The sequence below is a fragment of the Mesorhizobium subarcticum genome (assembly GCF_055456085.1).
The window spans coordinates 5,523,210-5,545,644 of the sequence record NZ_CM144237.1; the positions used below are offsets into that span (position 1 = coordinate 5,523,210).

General features: G+C 63.2%; 22 protein-coding genes and 1 riboswitch. Of the genes, 4 read left to right on the forward strand and 18 right to left on the reverse strand.

The annotated features are described in order from the left end of the window. The first annotated feature begins 163 nt into the window (after window positions 1-163). A complete protein-coding gene (locus tag ACZYHG_RS27120; protein ID WP_464611176.1) occupies window positions 164-796 on the forward strand; it encodes a LysE family translocator in 633 nt (210 codons plus the stop codon). An 83-nt stretch (window positions 797-879) separates the two neighbouring features. Here ACZYHG_RS27120 and ACZYHG_RS27125 read toward each other — a convergent pair whose 3' ends face one another. Next, window positions 880-1,704: a DUF2189 domain-containing protein gene (locus tag ACZYHG_RS27125; protein WP_464611177.1), complete on the reverse strand. Its 825-nt coding sequence runs from the start codon at window positions 1,702-1,704 to the stop codon at window positions 880-882. 173 nt (window positions 1,705-1,877) lie between these two features. Further along, window positions 1,878-2,276, reverse strand: coding sequence for a VOC family protein (locus ACZYHG_RS27130; protein ID WP_464611178.1), 399 nt, complete (start codon window positions 2,274-2,276; stop codon window positions 1,878-1,880). Window positions 2,277-2,371: 95 nt separating this feature from the next. Here ACZYHG_RS27130 and ACZYHG_RS27135 point away from each other — a divergent pair, with 95 nt between their 5' ends. Next, window positions 2,372-2,884: a CAP domain-containing protein gene (locus ACZYHG_RS27135; RefSeq protein ID WP_464611179.1), complete on the forward strand. Its 513-nt coding sequence runs from the start codon at window positions 2,372-2,374 to the stop codon at window positions 2,882-2,884. 76 nt (window positions 2,885-2,960) lie between these two features. On the opposite strand, the gene ACZYHG_RS27140 is transcribed toward ACZYHG_RS27135, so the two are convergent. The 11 genes from ACZYHG_RS27140 to ACZYHG_RS27190 form a co-directional block, all read right to left on the reverse strand. After that, window positions 2,961-4,493 (reverse strand): DHA2 family efflux MFS transporter permease subunit, encoded by a 1,533-nt coding sequence (locus ACZYHG_RS27140; protein ID WP_464611180.1) that lies wholly within the window; start codon window positions 4,491-4,493, stop codon window positions 2,961-2,963. 305 nt (window positions 4,494-4,798) lie between these two features. Beyond that, a complete protein-coding gene (locus ACZYHG_RS27145) occupies window positions 4,799-5,980 on the reverse strand; it encodes an HlyD family secretion protein (RefSeq protein WP_464611181.1) in 1,182 nt (393 codons plus the stop codon). Then, window positions 5,977-6,456, reverse strand: coding sequence for a MarR family winged helix-turn-helix transcriptional regulator (locus tag ACZYHG_RS27150; RefSeq protein WP_464611182.1), 480 nt, complete (start codon window positions 6,454-6,456; stop codon window positions 5,977-5,979). The genes ACZYHG_RS27145 and ACZYHG_RS27150 overlap by 4 nt, the downstream gene beginning before the upstream one ends. Window positions 6,457-6,613: 157 nt before the next feature. After that, window positions 6,614-7,663, reverse strand: coding sequence for a FecCD family ABC transporter permease (locus ACZYHG_RS27155; protein WP_464611183.1), 1,050 nt, complete (start codon window positions 7,661-7,663; stop codon window positions 6,614-6,616). Then, complete coding sequence (locus ACZYHG_RS27160) at window positions 7,663-8,610, reverse strand: ABC transporter substrate-binding protein (RefSeq protein WP_464611184.1); 948 nt, start codon at window positions 8,608-8,610, stop codon at window positions 7,663-7,665. Before ACZYHG_RS27160 ends, ACZYHG_RS27155 begins: the two co-directional genes overlap by 1 nt. Window positions 8,611-8,657: 47 nt before the next feature. After that, window positions 8,658-9,446 (reverse strand): ABC transporter ATP-binding protein, encoded by a 789-nt coding sequence (locus tag ACZYHG_RS27165; protein WP_464611185.1) that lies wholly within the window; start codon window positions 9,444-9,446, stop codon window positions 8,658-8,660. Beyond that, a complete protein-coding gene (locus ACZYHG_RS27170) occupies window positions 9,443-9,904 on the reverse strand; it encodes a DUF1636 family protein (protein ID WP_464611186.1) in 462 nt (153 codons plus the stop codon). The genes ACZYHG_RS27165 and ACZYHG_RS27170 overlap by 4 nt, the downstream gene beginning before the upstream one ends. Window positions 9,905-9,926: 22 nt before the next feature. Next, window positions 9,927-10,133: riboswitch (cobalamin riboswitch) on the reverse strand. 253 nt (window positions 10,134-10,386) lie between these two features. Beyond that, window positions 10,387-11,376: a substrate-binding domain-containing protein gene (locus ACZYHG_RS27175; RefSeq protein ID WP_464611187.1), complete on the reverse strand. Its 990-nt coding sequence runs from the start codon at window positions 11,374-11,376 to the stop codon at window positions 10,387-10,389. Between the two features lie 68 nt (window positions 11,377-11,444). Continuing rightward, the gene (locus tag ACZYHG_RS27180) at window positions 11,445-12,494 is read right to left on the reverse strand and encodes an ABC transporter permease (protein WP_464611188.1); all 1,050 of its coding nucleotides are present in this window, start codon (window positions 12,492-12,494) and stop codon (window positions 11,445-11,447) included. Then, window positions 12,494-14,011, reverse strand: coding sequence for a sugar ABC transporter ATP-binding protein (locus tag ACZYHG_RS27185; protein WP_464611189.1), 1,518 nt, complete (start codon window positions 14,009-14,011; stop codon window positions 12,494-12,496). The genes ACZYHG_RS27180 and ACZYHG_RS27185 overlap by 1 nt, the downstream gene beginning before the upstream one ends. Continuing rightward, the gene (locus ACZYHG_RS27190) at window positions 14,008-15,006 is read right to left on the reverse strand and encodes a LacI family DNA-binding transcriptional regulator (protein WP_464611190.1); all 999 of its coding nucleotides are present in this window, start codon (window positions 15,004-15,006) and stop codon (window positions 14,008-14,010) included. Before ACZYHG_RS27190 ends, ACZYHG_RS27185 begins: the two co-directional genes overlap by 4 nt. A 217-nt stretch (window positions 15,007-15,223) precedes the next feature. Between ACZYHG_RS27190 and ACZYHG_RS27195 the strand changes: the two genes are divergently transcribed. Continuing rightward, window positions 15,224-16,057 (forward strand): AraC family transcriptional regulator, encoded by an 834-nt coding sequence (locus ACZYHG_RS27195; RefSeq protein WP_464611191.1) that lies wholly within the window; start codon window positions 15,224-15,226, stop codon window positions 16,055-16,057. A 7-nt stretch (window positions 16,058-16,064) separates the two neighbouring features. Here the strand turns inward: ACZYHG_RS27195 and ACZYHG_RS27200 are convergent, their stop codons facing one another. From ACZYHG_RS27200 to ACZYHG_RS27215, 4 genes are all read right to left on the reverse strand, one after another. Beyond that, a complete protein-coding gene (locus ACZYHG_RS27200; protein WP_464611192.1) occupies window positions 16,065-17,012 on the reverse strand; it encodes a bifunctional helix-turn-helix transcriptional regulator/GNAT family N-acetyltransferase in 948 nt (315 codons plus the stop codon). 71 nt (window positions 17,013-17,083) lie between these two features. Further along, the gene (locus ACZYHG_RS27205; RefSeq protein WP_464611193.1) at window positions 17,084-18,229 is read right to left on the reverse strand and encodes an alanine racemase; all 1,146 of its coding nucleotides are present in this window, start codon (window positions 18,227-18,229) and stop codon (window positions 17,084-17,086) included. Further along, complete coding sequence (locus ACZYHG_RS27210; protein ID WP_464614802.1) at window positions 18,226-19,527, reverse strand: D-arabinono-1,4-lactone oxidase; 1,302 nt, start codon at window positions 19,525-19,527, stop codon at window positions 18,226-18,228. The genes ACZYHG_RS27205 and ACZYHG_RS27210 overlap by 4 nt, the downstream gene beginning before the upstream one ends. Before the next feature lie 5 nt (window positions 19,528-19,532). Further along, entirely contained in the window at window positions 19,533-20,717 is a 1,185-nt protein-coding gene (locus ACZYHG_RS27215; RefSeq protein ID WP_464611194.1) for an MFS transporter, read from the reverse strand. A 125-nt stretch (window positions 20,718-20,842) separates the two neighbouring features. Between ACZYHG_RS27215 and ACZYHG_RS27220 the strand changes: the two genes are divergently transcribed. Beyond that, a complete protein-coding gene (locus tag ACZYHG_RS27220; RefSeq protein WP_464611195.1) occupies window positions 20,843-21,469 on the forward strand; it encodes a TetR/AcrR family transcriptional regulator in 627 nt (208 codons plus the stop codon). Window positions 21,470-21,528: 59 nt separating this feature from the next. Here ACZYHG_RS27220 and ACZYHG_RS27225 read toward each other — a convergent pair whose 3' ends face one another. Beyond that, window positions 21,529-22,380 carry a hypothetical protein gene (locus ACZYHG_RS27225; protein ID WP_464611196.1) on the reverse strand — a complete coding sequence of 284 codons (852 nt, stop codon included), beginning with the start codon at window positions 22,378-22,380 and terminating at the stop codon, window positions 21,529-21,531. Between the last annotated feature and the right edge of the window lie 55 nt (window positions 22,381-22,435).

The window sequence follows — 22,435 nt, forward strand, 5'->3', positions numbered from 1 at the left end:
CAGGCACATATTGGCGGCCCGCGGGATCGCGCATCCATCGCGGCACGCGTAGAGCGTTTTCACCGTTTCATGGAAACGGCGAACTGCTCTAACTCTTTTGTTTTGACGCAATTCCGAACGGAAAACCGTTCACACTTTTCCTGGAATTGCTAGGGGACGAACAATGCCCGATACCGCCAACCATCTCGCCTTCGCGCTGGTCTGCCTCGGCATGGTGCTGACGCCGGGCCCGAACATGATATACCTGATCTCGCGTTCGCTGTCGCAAGGGCCGAAGGCCGGACTGATCTCGCTTGGCGGGGTCGCGGTCGGCTTCCTGTTCTACGTGGTATCGGCGGCGTTCGGCATCACCGCGCTGCTGCTGGCCGTGCCCTATGCCTACGATGCGCTGCGCTTTGCCGGCGTGCTCTATCTTTTGTGGCTGGCCTGGCAGGCCGTGAAGCCGGGCGGACGTTCGCCGTTCCAGGTGCGCGACCTGCCGAAAGACGGGCCGCGCAAGCTGTTCGCCATGGGACTGATGACCAATCTGCTCAACCCCAAGGTGGCGGTTCTCTATCTGTCGCTGCTGCCGCAATTCATCAGCATCGGCAAAGGCCACGTCCTGTCGCAGCTGCTGGTTCTGGGCGCGACGCAGATCACCATCAGCCTGACCGTCAATGCCATCATAGCGGTGACCGCCGGCTCGATCGCCACCTTCCTTGCCGGACGGCCATTGTGGCTGGTCATCCAGCGCTGGATGATGGGAGGCGTGCTGACGGCGCTGGCGCTGAAGATGGCGACCGACGCGCAGCGCTGACAGCGAAAGCGTCAAGCTGCGATCTGCTGCTAGCTGCTTAACATTTCTGCCCGCCTGCTAAGTTGCCGGAACGATGGGCTTACCTACATCGGCCGGCGGACCGGCCGGATCTGCGCCGGCTCGATCACCTTGCGGTAGAGGTGCCATGTGGCGTGGCCCAGGATCGGCATGACCACGGCCAGCCCGGCAAACAGCGGGACCGAGCCGATCACCAGCAGCACGGCGACCAGCAGCCCCCACAGCGCCATCTGCAGCGGGTTTGCCATCACCGCTCGGGCCGAGGTCTCGATTGCCGAGACGGCACCGACATCACGGTCGAGCATCAGCGGAAAGGCGACCACCGTTGTGGCAAGCACCACCACGGCAAAGACAAAACCGGCCGCATTGCCAAGCAGGATCAATGTCCAGCCCTTGCCGGTCGTCAGCACGTCGCGGACAAAGGCGCCGATCGAAGCCGGCGGCTGATCGCCAAACAGGCTGCTGTAGATGGATTGCGCGGTGAACAGCCACAACAGGAACAGCACAAACAGCATGATGCCGATGACCGCGATCGACGGCAACGCCGGAGAACGGCGCACATCCAGTGCGTGGCGCCAATCCGTATTCATGCCGAGTTCGCGCCGGCGGCTGATCTCGTAGAGCCCGATCGCGGCAAAAGGCCCGAGCAGGGCAAAGCCCGACATCAAGGGATAGACAAGCTGGATGGCATTGGAGCCCGAGGTCCACTGCGTCAGGATCAGGCCGACGATCGGGTAGATCAGGCAAAGGAACACATAGTGCGAGGGCTTGGCCCAGAAATCCTCGGCGCCGAGCTTGAGCGCGTCCCAGAGATCCGCCGTGGTGATGCGGCGCACCGTGGGCTGCACATGCATCCCATACGCGTCCGCCATGACATGAAAGCCAGCCATAGCCATCCTCCCGTGTGTCGGGGGCGGTCTCCGCCGAGATGGCCGCCCGCACCTGCCACTAGTAGATGTGGCAGCATAGCCGATTTGCCAGGGGTTGTCGCCAAATCGATGGGCCTGGACACGCCCTCACGGGATTGTCATCGTCATGCTGGCAAGAGCTGGCGTTGAGGAAGCTACCCCGGTGCGTTGAAGACGGCCTCGATATGGTGACCGTCCGGGTCGACGACGAAGGCGGCATAATAGTGCACACCATAGTCGGGCCGCAGGCCGGGCGCGCCGTTGTCACGGCCGCCATGAGCAAGCGCTGCGGCGTGAAATTGCGCGATGCTGCGACGGTCCGGGGCGGCAAAGGCCAGATGAAAACCCGGACCAGGCGGACGCTGCCCTTGCGGGCGAAGTTTCAGCGCCAGCTTGTCACCGCCACCGGCAAGCCCGTAGCCCACCGCCTGATCGGGCTCGCCGGGTCTGAGATCGTCCCAGACTCTGATATAGCCGAGCGGCGCCAGCACGGCATCGTAGAAGGCAGCCGCGCGTTCGATGTTCGAAACGCCGAAGGAGATGTGGTGCAGCACTTTTGAATTTCCTTCGTATCGGCTCGTGGCCTGTTAAACGCGATTTTCACCGCCCTGCCCGGCAAAAGCCATGATCGCGACTATGTCAGGCAGGCATGACAGCTGAAAAAATCGAAATCCGTCAAGCAGACCTGAACAGGCGCACATGGATCAAGGCGGCCGGCCTCGCCGCCTTGATCGGGCTTGCCGCCTGCAGCACCGTCTCTGTCCCCACAGGCCAAGGCGCAGGCGTCTCTTCCTCCGCCACCGCCACACTGGCCAGCTTGCGCGCCACAGCCGGGCTCGGCCCGCTGGTTCCGGACGCACAACTCGAACAGGCCGCACTGCAGCAGGCCGGCTACATGGCCTCGCGCGAGCGCATGAGCCACACCACCGGCTGGGGCAAGGATTTTGCCTCGCGCATGAAGGACAATGGCGTGCGAGGCGCGGCAGCCGAAAACATTGCCGAGGGCCGCTTCGACCAGCAAAAACTGTTCGACATCTGGGCGCATTCGCCCGGCCATCGGCGCAACATGCTCGATCCGGATTTCAGCCGCTTCGGGCTCGCCTATGTCCGCGACGGACGTGACCCCAATCTGCGCTACTGGTCGCTGGTTCTCGGCAAGTAGAGCTTCCCGGTCCGTCTGGTCGTCACCTTGAATTTTCTCGTCTCGTCACGGAGACTCGAGCTCAACAGCGCCCGTCTCAATCCATGTGCACGGCAGGCGCGCCGCCGGCCGGCGCGGCCTTTGGCTTGCGCAGCAGGAAGACGAACGGGATGGCAGCCAGCGTCATCATCATCAGGATTTTAAAGTCATTGACGTAGGAGATCATCATCGCCTGGAGGTTGACCATGCGATCGACCTCCGACAGCGCCATCGGATCGCCGCCCGCGGCCGCCGGAGAGACGGCCCAGAGATTGGGATTGAACGGGTTGATGAAGGCCGAAAGCTCGGCGTGGTTGATCTGCGTGTTGCGCACCAGGAGCACCGTCACGACCGATACGCCGATCGACGAGCCAAGATTTCGCACCAGGCTGAACAACGAGGTTGCATCGGTGCGGTAGCGTGCGTCGAGCGTGGCGAAGGCAACCGTCGACAGCGGCACGAAGACCATTCCCATGCCCAGACCCTGGATGACACCGGAGCTGAGGATCAGCCAATTATCCATCTGTGGGGTGAAGCTCGCCATGGTGTAGAGCGACTGCGCGGTCAGGAGAAAGCCGATGACGACGAGAATTCTGGCGTCGATCTTGTTCATGAGCCGCCCGACGACGAGCATCGAAATCATCGTGCCGATACCGCGCGGACCTATGACGATGCCGATGGTGACGGTCGGATAGCCGAAAATGGTCGACAGCATCGGCGGCAGCAGCGACATCGAGGCCAGGATCAGCACACCCATGACGAAGATGAACGCCAGGCCGGTCACGAAGTTGCGGTCGAGGAATATCTTGGGGTCGATAAAGGGATGTTCTGAAGTCACTGTGTGAATGACGAACACCCAGAAGCCGGTGATGGCCAGGCCGAGTTCGATCCAGATCTCGACAGAGGAAAACCAGTCGACCTCGCCACCGCGGTCCAGCATCAGCTGCAACGCGCCGACGCCGAGCGATATCATGGCAAAGCCGAAGAAGTCGAAGCTGCGCACCCGCCGGGCAACGGCCGGCAGATAGGCGGCCATGCCAAGGAAGGCGACGATGCCGACCGGCAGGTTGATGAAGAACACCCAGCGCCAGTTGAAATTGTCAGTCAGCCAGCCGCCCAGCGTCGGCCCCAGGATCGGCCCCAGCATGATGCCGGCGCCCCAGATAGCCATGGCCTGGCCGTGACGCTCCTTGGGGTTGATGTCGAGCAGGAAGGTCTGCGACAGCGGCACGATGGCAGCGCCGAAAACGCCTTGCATCAGCCGGAACAGCACAATGGTTTCAAGGCTCCATGCCAGGCCGCACAGCATGGAGAAGATGGTGAAGCCGACCACTGCGGTCAGGAACAATTCCTTGCGGCCAAAACGGTCGGCGAGCCAGCCGGTGACCGGCGTCATGATGGCGGCGGCCACGATGTAGGAGGTCAGGACCCAGTTGATGTTGTCCGGAGAGGCGCCGAGATCGCCTGCCATGGTCGGCAGCGCGACGTTGGCGATGGTGGTGTCAAGCGCCTGCATGACCGTCGCCAGCATGAGCGCGACCGTGATCAGGCCGCGGTGCGGCACTTCTCGAAATGGTTCTGGCGTGCTCATGATGCGGAACTTCCAGCAGGTAACAAAAACGTGTACATAGGGTTTCCGGGCGGCAAAGCCTTCCGTTGAGAGACCGTCATCGCGGTGGGACGCGAATGTCAATGTGGGGGTTACATCGACCGAAAGTCTCTGATGAGCGGATGCCTGCCGCCCGGAAACATGAGGACTGACGGGTCCGTGTCGAAGATTTCAGATTTCGGCCAGGCCGCGAGGCGGCTTGTCCAAACGCTGCTCCCTCTCACTCCTCCATCAGACCAATTCTGCACCTCGCTACCACCCGCATGGTCCTCGCGGGTTTTGCTGATTTACTGCGCGGCCTCGCCGGCGTTGGCGTGACCAAAGATAGACGGCCAGCCACGCGCCACACCCGTATCGACGGTGACGGAGGCGCTCATGCCGGTGCGCAATGCCATCCTGGCGTCGGCATCCGTCAGTTCCAGGCGCACCGGGATGCGCTGCGTGACCTTGACCCAGTTGCCGGTGGCGTTCTGCGCCGGGAGCAGCGAAAACTCCGCACCAGTGCCGGCGCCGATCGCCTTGACCGTCGCCTCGAAGGTGCGGCCGGGATAGGTGTCGACCACGATCTCGGCCTTCTGGCCTGGCTTCATGTGGGTCAGCTGGGTTTCCTTGAAATTAGCGTCGATCCAGGTGTCGCCGGTCTCGACCAGGGCAAACAGTGGCGTACCCGAGCCGACATATTGGCCGACCTTGAATGACGAGGCCTGGCTGATGACACCATCGGCCGGCGCCTTGACCGTGGTCTGCGCCAGATCGTAGGCAGCCTTGTCGCGGGCGGCCAGTGCAGCCATCACGGTCGGGTGCTTGTCGGTCTCGATGTCGGGATTGCCGGCAAGTGCCGCCTTGGCGCTGATGATGCCTTGTTCGGCAACGGCCAGCTGCTGCTTGGCCTTGTCGAGATCGTTCTTGGCCTGATCCAGCGACGACTTGGCATTGATGCCCTTCTGGGCCAGATCAGCAGCGCGGTCGTATTGCGACTGGGCGAAATCGACCTCGCTGGCGTCGGATTTCTGTTGCGCCATCGACTGGCTGTAGGCGGCGCGCAACTGCTCGATACCAACACGTGCGACCGCAACTGCCGCGTCGGCCTGTGCCAATGCGATCCGGTAGGGTTCAGGGTCGATGGCAAAAAGCACGTCGCCCTGCTTGACCAACTGGTTGTCGAATATGTCGACCTGAACGATGCGGCCGGCCGTGTCCGAGGCAATAGACACTTTGGCCTGCTGCAAATTGGCGTTCTCTGTCTCTTGGTAGCGGCCGCCGGTGACCCAGACGTAGCCGCCGCCGATGACCAGCGCAGCCGGAAGCACAAACATCAAAAGCATGCGGCCAATGCGGCGCTTTTTCTTTGGTGCCGGAGCCGGCTCTTGCACCGGAGGCGCGACCGCAACGGGAGCGGCAACCGGCTGGCCCGGCGCTTCCATCTCCACCTTGGGGGCGTTTTTGTTGACCTTGGCCACCGCGTTCATGCTGCTGCGCCTTTCGCAGGCTCGACTTTTTCCGAGGACGAGGTATCGCCGTCGGCGAGATTCTGTGCCATCGCATCAAGCGCGGCGATCAGGACGCGACGGTCCTGCGGCGAAACGCCAACAAGCGATTCCTCGTAGACCTCGCCGGCGAGACTCTTGACCTCGGCATAGGCGGCGCTCGCCTTGGCGGTCGGAAAGATCATGCGCACACGGCGGTCGGCGGCGTCGGAACGGCGCTCGATCCAGCCGCCCTCCTCCATCCGGTCGACGAGGCGCGAGACGCTGATCGGTTCGATTTCAAGCAGTTCGGCGAGCCTTGCCTGGCTGATGCCTTCTTCCTTGGCGACACGCACCATCAGGCGCCATTGCGCCGAGGACAGGCCAAGCCCGCTGGCGCGTGTTTCGAAGCGCTTGCGCAGCAGCCGTTGCACGTCGTGGATCAAAAATCCCAATCTGTCGATGCCATCTGAAACCATGAGCGGTATATATAATAAGCGTGCTTACTAATCAAGGTGTCACATTCGCGGAAGCCGGTAAATATGCGTGACGGACGTGCATCGCGATCGTGGTTAGCGATAGGTGAAAGCTCACCGACCTTTGGAAGGCAGTTGGGCAGGCAGAACCGGCCGATTTTTACAGGCGGTTTCGCACAATCATCGTGACGACGAAGAACGCGCCGACCGAGCTGGTGATGATGCCGATCGGCAGTTCCTGCGGCGGCAGCAGGGTTCGGGCCAGAAGATCGCTTGCCAGCAAGAGCACCGCCCCGAACAGCGCACAGCTTGCGATCAGCCGCAGATGCAAGGGGCCTGTCAGCGGACGCGACAGATGTGGGATCATCAGCCCGACGAAACCAATCACGCCGGCGACCGAGACCAGGATGGCCGTCGAGAAGGCGGCGACGAGAAAGGTCGTCCTGCGCATCCGAGTCACCGGCACGCCAAGGCTTTCGGCGGCATTCTCACCGGCCAGGAAAGCGTCGAGCCGGCGGTGGTTCCACAGGGCGTAGGCCAGAATGGTGCCCGCGCCCAGGACGCCCAGCCAAAGATTGTCCCAGCGCGCCAGGCCAAGGCCGCCCATCGTCCAGAACAGCACGGAGTGGGCGGCGCGCTGGTCGCCGGCAAACACCAGATAGTTGGTCAAGGCGGTGAACAGGAATGAGACGGCAAGGCCGGCGAGGATCAACCGTTCGGGGCCTTGCCCCCTCACCCGCGCGACGAGCAAAAGCACGACGCAGGCGGCCAGTATGCCGCCGGTGAAGGCCGCGACCGGCAAGGTCCAGATGCCAAAGGAGTCACCAAACACCGTGATGACGGAAACAGCACCCGCGGCGGCTCCCGACGACAGGCCGAACAGGAAGGGATCGGCAAGATCGTTGCGGGTCACCGTCTGCAGCAGTGCGCCGACGACACCCAGACCGGCGCCGACACAGATCGCCAGGATCGTGCGCGGCAGCCTGAGGTCGACGACGATCTTGCCGATCGGACCGGACACGTCGTGCCCACCCAGCCCAACTGCATGGCCAAGCGAGGCAACAACATCCGTCAGTGGGGTCAACGTCGAACCATAGGCGATCGACAGCAGTGCGAGAGCGGCCACCGCCACCGCGCCCGCGGCCATGGCCAGCGTGAATGCCTTGTGCCCCGAACGCGCACCGGATCTCTGCCCAGGGGCAAGATGCATCAGAACGCTTCCGGATGCATCGCCTTGGCGATCTTGGCGATCGCTTCGATGTTCGCCGGCCCGGGCGTCAATTCGGCATAACGGAGAGCCACGAAGCGCTCGTTCTTGACCGCGTCCGTCTCCTTCATCGCCGGATGGGCTTTGAGGAAATCGAGCAGTTTCTTGTAGCCGCCACCGTCCTGGTAATCGAGCAGGATGAGGAATTGCGGATTGCGCGATGCCACCGTTTCCCAGTCCGTGTTGCCCCAGCTGGTGTCCATGTCGGCCATGATGTTGTCGCCGCCGGCCGCTGTGATCATGGCACTCGGAATGGCGAATTTTCCGGCGGTGAACGGCTTGTCCTCGCCTGAGTCGTAGAGGAACACCCGCGTTCCCTTGGCGCTGCCGACTTTCGCCGTGATATCGGCGAGCTGCGCCTTCCAGCCGGAGACGAGCTTCTCGGCTTCGGCGTCATTGCCAAAAATCTTGCCCAGTTTTTCGACGTCGCCATACAGCAGGTCCATCGAAGCGGCGGGGCGGTTCTTATCGAGATGGACGCAGCTTTCCGTCAACACCAGCGTCTTGATGCCGTGTGGGGCAAGTGTGTCCGGGGTCACCTCGCCACCCGGCTTCATGCCATAGTACCAGCCGGCGAAGAAGAAATCGGGCTCGACCGCGACGAGGTTTTCGAGCGTCGGGTATTTTGGCGCCAGTTCCGGTATGGAGCCTTGCTCAGCCTTGAATTCTGGACCGACCTTGTACCATCCGGTGATGCCGGTCAGGCCGACGATCGATGGCTGCAGCTTCAGCGCGAAGGCCATCTCGGCCATGTTGAGGTCGTGGATGACGGCGCGCTTGGGCGGCGCATCGAAGGTCAGCGGTTTGCCGCAGCTGTCGACGGTGACGGGGAAGGCGAAGGCTGTCGAGGCCAGCAGCGAGAAGACGAGCGACAGTGCGAGACGTTTCACGGATTTTGCTCCTTGGTTGAACAGTGTCAGAAGAACGATGGGTTCGGTCAGGACGGCGGCGCGGCGCGGTTTGGAACATCGAACACCGTCAGTTCGCGATCCTCGGTGGGATGGCGCAGGCGAAACACGTCGACGCCGAAAATCTCGCGGATCAGTTTTTGCGTCAGCGCTTCGCGCGGTGCGGCCAGTGCATGCAGCCGCGCTTCGTTCATCACCGCGACCCTGGTGGCGAACGGCGCCACCAACGCCAGATCGTGCAGCACCGCGATCACCGTCATGCCGAAGCCGGCCACGAGTTCGAGCAGTTCCGCGCGGGCGCGCGGGTCGAGATGGTTGGTTGGCTCGTCGAGGAACAGCACTTTCGGTTGCTGTGCGACAGCGCGCGCGAGCTGCGCGCGTTGGCGTTCCCCGCCCGACAGCGAGCCAATGGTGCGGCCAAGCAGTGGCAGCAGGCCGGTCCGGCGCAGTGCATCCACGACAATGTCGCGTTCGTCGCTCCTGCGCCTCAGCCCGGCATGCGGGACGCGGCCAAGTTCGACATAGTCGATCACCGCCAGCCGTGGATCCGGCTGGTCGGTCTGGCCGACGACGGCGATGTGCAAGGCCCGCTCGGCGGTCGAAATCCTTTCCAGCCGGCGCCCGCCAAGCTTCACCTCGCCCGAACTTGGCCTGAGCATGCCCGACAGCATGCGCAGCAGCGTGGTCTTGCCGGCGCCATTGGGACCGATGATGGCGAGGCGATCGCCTGATGTCACCGAAAGGCTGACCGCATGGACCAGATTCCGGCCATCCGCCACCGCGCCCAGGTCGCGCGCTTCGAGGAGTGGCATGGTCATCGGCTGTTGCCCGCCAGATTGCCCGGGATGCGAGCCAACGTCTTGCCGGCCAATCCTGCCGGACGCTGTCCCGAGTTGCACCAGCCATCGGCGCGCGAAGCGTAAAGCCCAGCAAATCGCACGAGATCGCCGGCATCGGCCTGCGCATCGATGGAGCCGAACAGATAGGCAGCCTTGCCAGGCGCCTGGAAAGCCACCGTCAGCGGTCGTGCGCAGCCCGCCATGCATTCGACGCCTTCGACCGTGAAGCCACGCGCCACGGCGGGTTCATGGTGGGCCGAGAGCCGGGAGCACAAATCGGCGCACAGGCTTTCGCCCGACCTGATACCAGTCGGGATGTCGCGGCAAAGCGTACACACGATGATGCGATGATGGATGGCGCCGTCCAATTTTCCGTCACTTTCCAAAACTGGCGACGGAAGGATGTTGGCGAGCCGGCCGACAAGACCGACGTCCACGTCTCCTCCCGGCACACCCCGTCCGGTCAACTCAGTGATGGCAGGTCTCCTGGCTCGCGGGTCTTTGCGCAATCCTGCCTTCCCAGCCTTGCCGGCCAGTGGCACTTCGGATCTTGCTCACCGCTTACAGTTGCGGGGGCAGCCACGGTCTTGATCCCATGGGGATCTCACCGTGTTCCCTTTTCACCCCTTGCCTTTCGGCGTGGGGACCATCACCGGGCCATGCTAATTTTGCCCGAAGCGCATCGCAACGATTCTTTTCGACTAAACCTGTCACCATCCCGGCACCCAGCCGGGGCTTCCTCGGAGAAAACCCATGCAACTGCTTCCGTTGGTTATGTAATAACAGAACATTAGAAGACCGCCCCTGCCACTGTCAATCCCTAGCCCGCCCCTTTCGAGTTGCCGTGACGGCTGTGAAGCGCAGACAGGGCGGAGTTCGCGTGAACCCCGCCCTGAATTTGATGGCTAAGGCAGCCGGCCTATTTGCCCGACAGCTGCTTGGCGTTCTCAGGCGTGATCGCCGTGGTGTCGACAGTGACCGTCGTATCCACCGACGAAGCGCAATCGAGCAGTATCTTCTTCGACATCTCGATCGCTTCCTTAGCGCCGGTCGGATAGGTGAAGGTCGCGGCCCAGTCACCCTTGGCCACGGCTTCGATGCCGCCTGCCGGGCCTGGCAAGCCATCAGTACCGATGATCTTGACGTCTTTGCCGGCGCCCTTGGCGGCGAGCAGCGCGCCGGCCGCCATCATGTCGTTGGAGGCATAGAGCACCTTGATATCGGGGTGCGCCTGAAGCATGGCGGAGAAGGCAGTCTGGGCTTTGTCCGGCACCCAGTCGGCGGCCTGCTCGGCCACCACCTGGATCTTGGCGTTTTCCTTGACGCCGTCCTTGAAGCCGTTCAGCCGCTCCACCGCCGGCGTCGAGCTCGGCAAGCCTTCCAACACCGCCGCCTCGCCGCCATCGGGCAGCAGGGTCTTGGCGGTGTATTTGCCGGCCTCGAGCGCGATCTTGTAATTGTCGCCGCCGATGAAGGCGGTGTAGTCCTTGCCGGGGTCGCCGACCGTCTTGCGGTCGAGCTCGATGACCGGGATGCCGGCATCCATGGCGCGCTTGACCGCCGGCGTCAGTGGTGCCGCCTCGAAGGGCGAGATCAGGAGCAGATCCACCTTCTGGGTGATGAAGTTATCGACCTGCGAAGTCTGCGTGTTTACGTTGCCGGCGCCGTCGGCGATCTGCAGCGTGAAGCCCGGCACTTGCTTGGCCGCCGCGGTCAGTTCGTCATTGACATGCTGGCGATAGGGCTCGGCGTTATTGGCCTGCGAAAAGCCGATGATGAACTGGCCGTCCTTGGAGCAGGCCTTGACCAACGGGTCGGCAGCCTGGGCAGTTCCCGCAATGCACAGGCCAGCGCCTGCCAGAAGCACGGCGTGAAGCACGCGCATCGATCCTCTGTTCATGGTTTTCATAACTCACTCTCCTCCTCGTTGGGCCGGGGGCCCGACCTTGGTTTCAGTCGTCATTTGCCGCATTCCTCCTAACGACCCAAACCCTCGCGGCGGCGAACGAGGGATTGAAGCACTGCCGCCAGAACGATGATCGCGGCGGTTGCCAGCAGTTGCATGGCTGGCGTGATGTTGTTGAGCTGAAGGATGTTGGCGAGCGCGCCCAGCATGATGGTGCCGGCGACGGTGCCGACCATCGAGCCGGCGCCGCCGAACAGGCTGGTGCCGCCGATGACCACGGCGGCGATTGCCGTGAGTTCATAACCCATGCCGTCATTGGCGCTGCCGAAGTTGAACTGGCCGGCATGCACGATGCCGGCAAGCGCAGCGGCAAAGCCGGTGATGGCATAGACCGAGATCTTGACCATCGAGACCGGCACGCCTGAAATGCGCGCCGCGCGCTCATTGCCACCGACGGCAAAGACATAGCGGCCGAAGCGCGTGGTGTTGAGCACGATCGTTGCGATCGCGGCAAAGACGATGAAGACGATGGTGGCGACCGGCACGGTATTGTGGAACAGGCGCTCCCCCAGCACCGCGAACACCGGCGGCGCCAGGCCTGGCCCGTCACCATAGGAAATGTTGATGTACTGGTTGCCCGAAACGACCAGCGCCAGGCCGCGCGCCGCCTGCAGGCCGGCGAGCGTGACGATGAAGGGCTCGAGTCGGAAGCGGCTGGAGATGGCGCCCTGGATCGTGCCGAAGACGATGCCCATGATGAGCACGGCGAGGATGGTGGGGATAAGCCCGAACCCGCCGGAGATCATCATCGTCGCGGTGACGACGCTGGACAGCCCCAGCACCGCGCCAACCGAAAGGTCGATGCCGGCGGTGATGATCACGAAGGTCATGCCGATGGCGATGATGCCTGTCTCCGACACCGCGCGCACGATGTTGGCGATGTTGTCGGGGTCGAGGAACAGGATTGCGCCGTGACGGCGCGGCGAGAAGATGATGCCACCGATCGCCACCAGCACCAGGCCGATCAAGCTCTGGAAGCGCACGATCAACGCCAGAGGATCGCGATGCACCGGTGCCGCGGCCACCGGCCCGCTTGCCGTCGAAATCTTGCCTTCAGACATCAGGCCTCCCTGCCATTTGCCGCGGCCAGCACCGTGTGCTCGTCGACGCCGCCGATGAATTCCGCCACGTTGCGCCCCTGGCGCAGCACCACGATCCGGTCGCACAGACCGATCAGCTCCGGCATCTCGCTGGAGGCAACCAGGATGCCGAGCCCTTGTGCCGCCAGTTGCCTGAGCCGAGCGTAGATTTCGCCCTTGGCGCCGACATCGACGCCGCGTGTCGGCTCGTCGAGCAGCAGCAACCTTGGATTGCCGAGGATTTCCTTGGCCAGCACAACCTTCTGCTGGTTGCCTCCGGACAGCGCGCCAACGGCGATGTCGGGATTCTTCGGCCGGATGTCGAACTGGCCGAAGGACTGCTTCACCGCATCCGCCTGGCGGCGCGGCGACATCAGGCCGAATGGCGAGATGCTAGATATCACCGACATGACCAGGTTGAGGCCGACGGCCATTCTGAGCATCAGGCCGCTGCCGCGCCGATCGTCGGTGACGAAAGCGATACCGGCATTGCGCGCGGCCTTGATGGAATTGAGGTTTACGGGCCGGCCATCGATGGCGACCTCGCCTTCCCAGCGGCCCGACAGGCCGGTGCCATAGAGTGCGCTGAGCAACTCGGTACGCCCTGCGCCCATGATTCCGGCAAGCCCGACGATCTCGCCCGCCTTGACTTCGAGCGAGACGCCGGTCGGCGGCTGCCATCCGGCACTTTCATGGGTGAGCCTGAAGCTCGCGTCGCGCAGGCTGAGCAGCGTCTTGCCGGCCCTCGTGGCGCGTTCGGGATAAAGTTCGTCCAGCGGCCGTCCGACCAGGAGCCGAACAAGCTCGGCCTGCGGCGCGTGCGGCTCGGTGACGCCGGCAATGCTGCCGTCGCGCATCACCGTCACCCGGTCAGCGATCTGCGGCACCTCCTCGAGACGATGCGAGATGTAGACGATGCCGACTCCGCTGGCGGCGAGCTTGCGCATGATGTCGAACAGCCTCTCGACCTCGCTGACCGTCAGCGCCGCCGTGGGTTCGTCCATGATCAGCACGCGCGAGGCGTAGGACAGCGCCTTGACGATCGCCACGACCTGGCGCTGGCCGATCGACAGGTTCGCCACCATGCTGGCCGGATCGATGGCCAATTCGATGGCCTCGAGCCGCTTGCGTGCCTCGCTGCGCATCGCCGGCACATCGAGGAACCCGCCCGGCCGCATCAGTTCGCGACCAAGGAACAGGTTGGCGGCGACGTCGAGCGTCGGCACCAGGTCGAGCTCCTGGAAGATGGTGGCGATGCCGGCCGCTTGCGCCTCGCGGGGATTGTTGAAGGTAACCGGCTTGCCGTCGATATGGATGGCGCCCTCGTCCGGCGTGTAGACGCCCGACAGAAGGTTCATCAGTGTCGACTTGCCGGCGCCGTTCTCGCCAAGCAGTGCGTGGATCTCGCCGGATTTGAGGTCGAAATCGACACCGCGCAGCGCCTGGACGCCGCCGAAGCGCTTGACCGCGCCGGTGACGGAAAGCAGCGGCGCGCTCATGCAGGCCTCGCGCAGGACTGGCGGGTTTGCAGCGTCGCCTGCAGCCGCACCGCTTGCGGCTCGAGATCGCTGGATGCGATACGGGCGCAGAGCAAGGCAGCCGCTTGTCGTCCGATCTCGGTGCAGGGCTGCGCGACGAGCGTCAGTCGCGGCTCGAAGCAATCGGCCCATTCGAAATCGTCGAAGCCGGCAAGTGAGAGATCGCCTGGTATCGAGAGGCCTCTTTCGCGGATGGCGCGCACAGCGCCGATCGTTGTCATGTTGTTGCCGGTGATCAATGCCGTCGGCGGCGACGGCAGGGACAAAATGACGTGGGTCGATGCCGTGGCGCTCGCCGTGTCCACATTGTCGGGCGAGACATAGTGCGGCAGGCATTCCAGCCCATTGGCAGCCAGTGAAGACTGGAATGCCTCGATTCGCTCACGCGTCGTTGCCAGGCCCGGTTGACCGGCGATGTAGCCTATGCGCCTGTGGCCGAAGGAGGCGACGTGGTCGATGAGCGCCCGCATCGCCGTGTCATTCTCGACACCGATCTGGTCGAAACGCGCGTCGGCGAAACGGTCGATGAGCACGCACGGCAGTTTCTTCTCAGCCAGGTATTCGATTGCCCGCTGCGGTGCACCCGACGGCGCCAGAATGACACCATCGACACGCCGCTGGTGAAACGCGCGCACCACCGACAGCTCACGGTCTGGATCCTCCTGCGTGTCAGAAAGGAACACCATGAGGCCGAGCCGCGCGCATTCAGCCTCCACCGCGCAGATGATGTCGGTGAAATAGGGATTGGAAATTGCCGAGATCGCCAAGCCGACGCTGTTGGTCGAGGATACTTTCAGCGAGCGCGCCAACTCGTTGGGTTGATAGCCCATCACGGCGATCGCGTCGTTGATCAGTTGCGCCTTCTCGGGAGAGACAAAGCGGGTGCGGTTGATGACATGGGACACGGTCGAAACCGACACGCCGGCGCGGCGCGCGACTTCAGCCATTGTCGGCATGGTGGCTCAAACGGAGTGCTGGCAAGCGCTCCTCCCTGATGCTGCGTTTCCGGTCCGCTCTCATTGGATTTGGCAGATTTGAGATGACCATAATGTCATCGAAACGTTTGCGCAATCGCTTCGATGGCATCGCCCGCCAATATTTGCGCGCTGCGCAATTTCGATCAAACTGCCACGCGCGGAAACGGCAAGATGGTCCGGCCAGTGCGAGGAGCCCATGAACCCGACCGAGAAAGCACTGTGGTTCGTCGAGAGCCATCTGCCGGAGGCTGTTACACTCGACGACGTCGCCCAGAGTAGCGGTGTGTCACGCTTTCACGTGACGCGCGCCTTCGGTGCCGCCACCGGCCGCTCTGTCATGGGCTACATGCGCGCACGCCGGCTGACCGAGGCGGCGCGCAAGCTGGCTAACGGTGCACCCGACATCCTCTCGGTGGCGCTCGATGCCGGCTACAACTCGCATGAGGCTTTCACCCGGGCCTTCCGCGACCAGTTCGGCACCACGCCAGAGCTGGTGCGCGCGCAAGGCTCGACCAAGAGCCTCGACCTCGTGGAGCCGATCCTGATGGACCAGTCTTTTCTCACCAACCTCGAACCACCGCGCTTCGAGACCAGCCGGCCGTTCCTGATCGCGGGGCTCGGCGAGCGCTACAGTTGCGAGACCAGCGCCGCCATTCCGATGCAATGGCAACGCTTCGGCCCCTATATCGGCAACATTCCGGGCGATACCGGCGACGTTGCCTATGGGGTCTGCGTCAATGGCGACGATGCTGGCAATTTCGACTACATCGCCGGTGTCGAGGTGTCGGACTTTTCCGACTTTCCCAGGGAATTCAGCCGTGTGCGCATACCCGCCCAGAAATATGCGGTGTTTTCGCATCGCGAGCACATCTCGACCATCCGCCGCACCGTCAACACGATCTGGAACAAATGGCTGCCGGCCTCCGGGCACGAAATAGCGGACGCGCCCGAATTCGAACGCTATGGCGCGGAGTTCGACCCGCGCAGCGGCAAGGGCGGGCTGGAGATCTGGATACCGGTCAAATCATGAGGCGCCGCTACAGCTCCAGATCCCAGGTCTGGCCAACCAGCTCCTTGCCGAAGGAGTGGTGCGGCTCTTCCTCGGTCAGTTTGAAGCCGGCCACCTGGTAGATGTGCCGGGCGGCGGTCAGGATGTCGTTGGTCCACAAGGTCAGCGTCCTGTAGCCCCTGGCGCGGGCAAAGCCGATGCATTCCTCGACCAGCCGCTTGCCGATGCCGAGGCCGCGTGCCGACGGTTCGACATAGAGCAGGCGCAGCTTCGCTACCTGCTCCGACTTGCGCACGACGAAGACGGAGCCGACGACATCGCCATCGCGCTCGGCGATCCAGCCGCGCTCCCATTTCGGGTCGAAGGACTTGACGAACGCCGCGAGGATTTCGGCGACCAGCGCCTCATAGGTCTCGTCCCAGCCATAGTCCTGCGCGTAGAGCATCCCTTGCCGGCGGGTGATCCAGCCGATGTCACCGACCTGCAGCGGCCGCAACAGATAAGGGATTTTCGGCTCGGCGCTTTCGCCCAGCAGGGCCTGGACCGTCCGCATGGACTTGACCAACCGGTCCTGCTCCGGCGCAGGCAGCCGATCGAGCAGCGCCGCAACCTGGTCGTGTGAGCCCTTGTTGAGCGGCGCGAAGGCGCTTTTGCCAGCCGACGTCAGCGCAATCGCAGATTGCCTGGCATCCGAAACCAGCGTCGACCTGGAGATGAGGTGAAGACGCTCGAACTTCTTCAGCAAGCGGCTGACATAGCCGGCATCGAGGCCGAGATCGCGACCGAGATCGGTCGCGGTCAACCCGTCACGGTGCGCCAGCTCGTAGAGCACGCGCGCCTCGGTCAGCGAGAAGGCGCTTTTCAGCAACCCTTCGTCGAGCAGCCCGATTTGGCGGGTGTAGAAGCGGTTGAAGGCCCGCACGGCATCGATCAGCTGCTTGTTGGGCGCTTTGTTGGGCTGATGGTGAATCGTCATGGGTATCTCCTGCCCGAACAGGATCAACCATTTACTTGACGCAGTCAACTATTCGAATTTCCCCGGCACAATCACATCATCGGCAAAACCGGCCAGCGATCGACAATCCTGCCACCGGAAAGCACCGCGATCGGCCCAAACTGCTGCAGCACCGCCTCGCTCTGCGTCGGCCGCAGGAACGCGTAGTCGCCTGGCCTCGCCATGCTATCGGCAGGCAGGCCCATGAATTGCTGGTTGGACGAGAGACCAAGCAGGCCGTTCGTCTTCATGCCCTCGGGAAAAACGGGTTCGGCCATCCATTTGCCGCCATAGAGGTAGCAGCCTTTGCGTGGAAACCGGCCGAGCGCTTGCAGCAGGCGGGTAACCGCAGGCGGGCCCGGCAACATCGGCTCGACCACTTTCAGGATCGGCGTCGCGATGAAGGCGGCCGGCTGGAAACCTTCGAGTCCTGGCGTGTCGAAATCGCTGGGCAGCACGAAGGCCGAACCCATCGACACTTCATTGGCAGCGCCGCCATGGTGAAGCAGCGCGGTCTTGCTGCCGCCAATGTTCAAGATATGGCGCTGGTCCACGCCGAGGCGCGCCACGAAAGCGGCGGCCCGGTCCGAGGCTTGCGCCAATGCCTTGGCCGGCCCACCGAACAGGCTGGGAATGTGCGGTGCATGCGCCTCATAGGCCATGACGCCTTCGCAGTGCAGCCCCTTGTGGGTCGGCAGCACCCTCAGCGCCTGTGACAAAGCCTCCGGTTCGGCGAAGCCGCCGCGATGCAGCCCGACATCGATCTCGAAGACGATGCGCAGTTCAATGCCGAGTTCGGCTGCCAGCGCGCCGTATTCCGCCAGCCGCTCCTGCGTATCGATCAGCCAGCAGACACGCGACCAGGCCATATCGCCCCTCGAGAGCACCGCCCTTGCCGCCCCGGCCGGCATCGGTTTGCCGTAAAGGAGATCCGCATCCCTAAACGTTGTCAGCACCGCCGCGCTGATCGGCGGATGGAAAGTCATGAAGCGATCGGTCGCAAGCGCCTTGCCGATATGCGCAAGCAGCGGCAGGCAAGCGAGCGACTTGTCGACCAGCCGCACGGCAAGGCCGGGGTCAAGCTTCTGCTTCACCAGGTCAATATTGCCATCCAGGCGATCGAGGTCGAGCAGCAGGCAGGGTTGGAAGATGCCGGCTTGCTTCAGTGCATCCGAAAGCGTGGTGAAATACGCACTCATTGTTCGATGCCAAAAGGACTGGGTCCGATGCCGAACAACCCGGCCATATAGGGCGATATGAAGCGGTTTTGCGGATCGATGTCGCGGCGCACCGCCATGGCATCGTCCCAGCGCGGATAGAGCTTCTTGAAGTCCGCCGCCTTCAGGCTGTGCATCTTGCCCCAATGCGGCCTGCCGCCATATCTGCGGAAGATCGGCTCAGCCGCCTGCATGAACGGTAATGGATCACTGGCCGCGTCGTGATGGATGGCGATCGAACAGGTCGGCCTGTTGTAGAAGGGCGAGAGCCAGAATTGATCGGGTGCGACGCTTCGCACCTCCATCGGGAAATAAACTTCCGGAAAGCGCTTCTCTGTCAGCTCGATGATCTCGGCCAGTACCTTTGGTCCTTCCTCGAACGGAAGGTGATATTCCATCTCGTTGAATTTGGTCTGCCGGTCGCTGGCATAGACGTTGAGCCAGTCCTGCACGTAATCCTCGGACGGCACTTTGGCGACGGCACCCAGTATCAGCCGGCGGCGAAGCGATGGCAGCCAGGCAAGCCCAGTGCGCAACCGGCGCAATGTGCGCAAGGAGCCCTCATCATCGTCGGTCGGGCGCGTGGTGGTCGCCGCATCACTGAAGTCACTGGTGATGAACTGCGCATAGCCGGAGAATGGAATGTAGTAGAACTCGGCCGAGCGATGCGCGGTTATCATCTTTTCGAAGTCGCGCAGCATGTCGGCGATCGGCAGCACCCATTTGCGGCGCCGCAGCCGATAGGTCGGGATGTTGTTGAGCGTCACTTCGCTCAAGACGCCGAAGGCACCGAGCGCGACGCCGATGGCGTGGATCGTGTCCTGATCCCCTGCCCTGGTGAAGTCGCGGACCTTGCCGAGCCCATCGACGATCTGCACCGTCTCCAGTTGCGTATGATAGGCGCCGAGCGTGGGTCCCGAGCCATGGGTAGCGGTTCCCAGCGCGCCGCCAATCGCCTGGCGGTCGATATCGCCCATGTTGGGCAGGCCCTGTCCGATGCCTTGCAGGATGTGCATCAGCGGACCAAGCCGCGTCCCTGCCCGCACGCGTGCCTGATGCTTTTGCGCGTCATGCGACACCAGCCCCTCGAGCTTTTCCAGGGAAACGATCGTACCTTCGGATTTCACTAGCGGGGTGAAGGAATGGCCGGCGCCGACGACGCGGATCGGGCCGGGTGCCGTTCGCACGAGATCGCCGAGCTCGCCCGCATCGGCAGGGCTGGCGATCAGCCGAGGTTGAGCTGTGACATAGCCGGACCAGTTGCTCCAAATGTTCGGCATGGTGCTCACGCGAAACCCCGGAGACGCCGCGCCACGAAGGCAAAAAGACCGAGCAGCAGCACGCTGGCCAAGGCACTGGCGGCGGCGAACTCCGGCACCGGGCGAAAATCCTTGCCGTCGATGAGCAGCGACGCCGCGACAGGCCCGATCGCCAGGCCGAAGAGCTGCGCGGCCGGCACCAGCAGCACGGCCGTGCGTGTGTCATCGGCCGTGATCGCCAGCCGTATCTGATAGGGCACGATGAACAGGAGAATAAAGCCCATGACCAGGGCGGCGACCCAGAATGTGGTGAGGCCAGGACCGCTGGCAAGAATGAGCGCGGCGACAAGCGCGACGATGCCAATCACTGCGATGGCCAGGCGATAGTCGATCCGCGCCTCGAACACGGTCGCCGTCATCGCGCCCAGCACCTGCACCGCGAGGCTGGCCGAGACGATCAGGCCGATGGTGCGGCTATCGATGCCGAATTGGACGCCAAGCGGCTCCAGAAACGCCCAGACCGAGCCAAAGAACATGAAGTAGCAGAAGACGCACAACAGTGCCGTGATCGACGGAACCGTCAGCACATTGGCCAGATTCTCTTCCTTGGGCAGATCGGCGTAGTCAGCGGGGACAATGAGCGCGACCGCCAGCGACGCCACGCAGACGACCGCGAGAACGAGGAAGCCGCCAGCCGAACCGGCCGCAGGGATGACATAGAGCGCCAGCAGCAGCGCCAGCGCGCATTGCGCCAGCGTCTGCATGGTGACGAAATAGCCGCCGATGCGTTCGGCGCGGCGCGAACGGGCGATGAGTTCCGTGGCGACAGCGACAAGGCCGCCTTCGGCAAGGCCGGCCAAAGCGCGCGCCGCCATCAGCGTATTTGCGCCGGTGGCATAGGCCGTCCAGACATTCGCCAGCGCCAGCAACAGCAGGAGGATCCCACTTTTCCAGCGCATGTTGTGGGCCGAGAGCAGGATCGCAACAATCGCCGAACCGATCGCAATCGCGATCATCTCAGCGGTGGCGACCAGCGCCAGTTGATCGCCGCTGACATGGCCCTCGGCGTAGAGAGCGCCGAGCAAGACGGGCTGGAGTCCCAGAATGAGCAGGCCAACCGAACCGATCCATAGGGCGGAGGCAAGCTGGCCACCGGTCGGATTGCCGACCAGCCAATCGCCGCTTCCGGTATGCGCGTCACCAGATGCCAAAGCCGCCTCCCAACGTCCCTTGCCGTGCGCCGAAAAAGCTGACAACCTGTCAGCATTTTAGAAACTGATACTTGATCATATTTTTTGTCAACCAGAATTTGGCAACTCGCGCGAAAGACCGGTGCATGACGGAAGCAAGGCGAACAGCGACTGAGCCGAGGCGCAGACCCAAGCAGGAGCGCAGCCGCGAGCGGATCGACGCGATCCTGTCGACGACGATGCGGCTGATCGGCGAGAAGGGCATCGATGCCGTCACCATGAAGGAGGTCGGCATGCTGGCAGGTGGGCCGATTGCCACCGTCTATCACTACTTCCCCAACAAGTCGGCGATCCTGGCGATGCTCTATGAGCGGTTTTCGGAGGTCAGCCGCGCGCGATTGACAGCGATCATCGCCGATGTCCGCGAAGCCAGGGACGTCATCGCCGCTGCCGACCGGCTGCTTGACGACTACCACAGCCGCGTCGCCGGCGATCCAGCCATCCAGGATCTGCAGAACGCCATCCAGGCCGACAAGGCGCTCAAGAATCTCGACATCGCCGAAACCCGCCATCAGGCCAAGATGTTCTGCGACCATGTCATCGCCTTGCTCGAGCCGCAGAAGCGGGAGCAGTTCGAACGCATGGTTCTGCTGATCTTCCAGCTCGCCGGCGGCGTCGTGCGGCTGGCGCTTGCGGAGGGTGAGGCCGAAAGCCGCCGGACCATCGAGGATTACCGGTCGATCATCCACACTCAGTTGCGGCTGTTTTTGTAACCCTGGTGGTCAAGCTGCCCGAATGAGAGGTGTCGGTGGCGTGAGCATCGAAACGCCCGCTATGCGACCTGGCGGATAAGGCCTTCGAAGCCGTCGGCAAGATTGGCATTGCCGGCAGCCAGAAACGCAGAAAGACTACGAGCGCCACCGGGCGTTTTGTTGGCATCCAGCAGCACCGCCCTGCCCTCATGCATGACGAAATCGAACTTTCCGTAGTCAAAGCCAAGCTGGCGCCTCAGCGCGCGAAGCTCCTCGGGAACAGGTACCGGCTCACGGCGGATCGTGTCGTCGCCCTTGACGAGGCTCTGCGGCGAGACATGGCGAGTGCAGCGCTCGCGCTCGCCACAGAATATCCAGAAGCGGGCGCCAAAGCCGTCCGACTCCGGCTCCGGAATGAATTTTTCGACGACGAGAGCGCCGCGGTCGAAGACTGCCGGCGCAACATCCGAAAGGGATGCGTAGACGCGATAGCCCTCGATAGGCTCGACAGCGGGAAACGGCTTCGGCTTTCCGGCACGCAGCGATCGCCGGTTGAGCGCCTGCTCCCGCATCCCGAGATTGTTGAGATTGCTCTTGACGATGACCGGCCCTAGCCAGCCGTCATCCTTGCCGATCACGGCGCCACTGACGCGTCGCTTGGAGATGTCTGCAGCCCCGATATTCAGGCAGAAGGGAAAAGCGCGAGCGTACTCGACATATTCGGGTGGCGTCACGGTCGCATCGACGTGCAGCACCGCGATGTCGGCCTCTGGCTTTGCCGACGTTCCGGGGATTATGCGGACGGAATGACCGCGTCGCTTCAGTTCCTCCAGCAGATCGAAAAGCATGTAAGGACTGCCGCGGCGAAATAGCGGGCCGCGCCGGCGTTCGAACCTGTCGAACTCATGCGTAATAACCGCGATGCGTGTCATGCGCCCTCCGAGCTTGGCTTCATTAGCGTCCTCGATTATGCCTGCCAATACAATG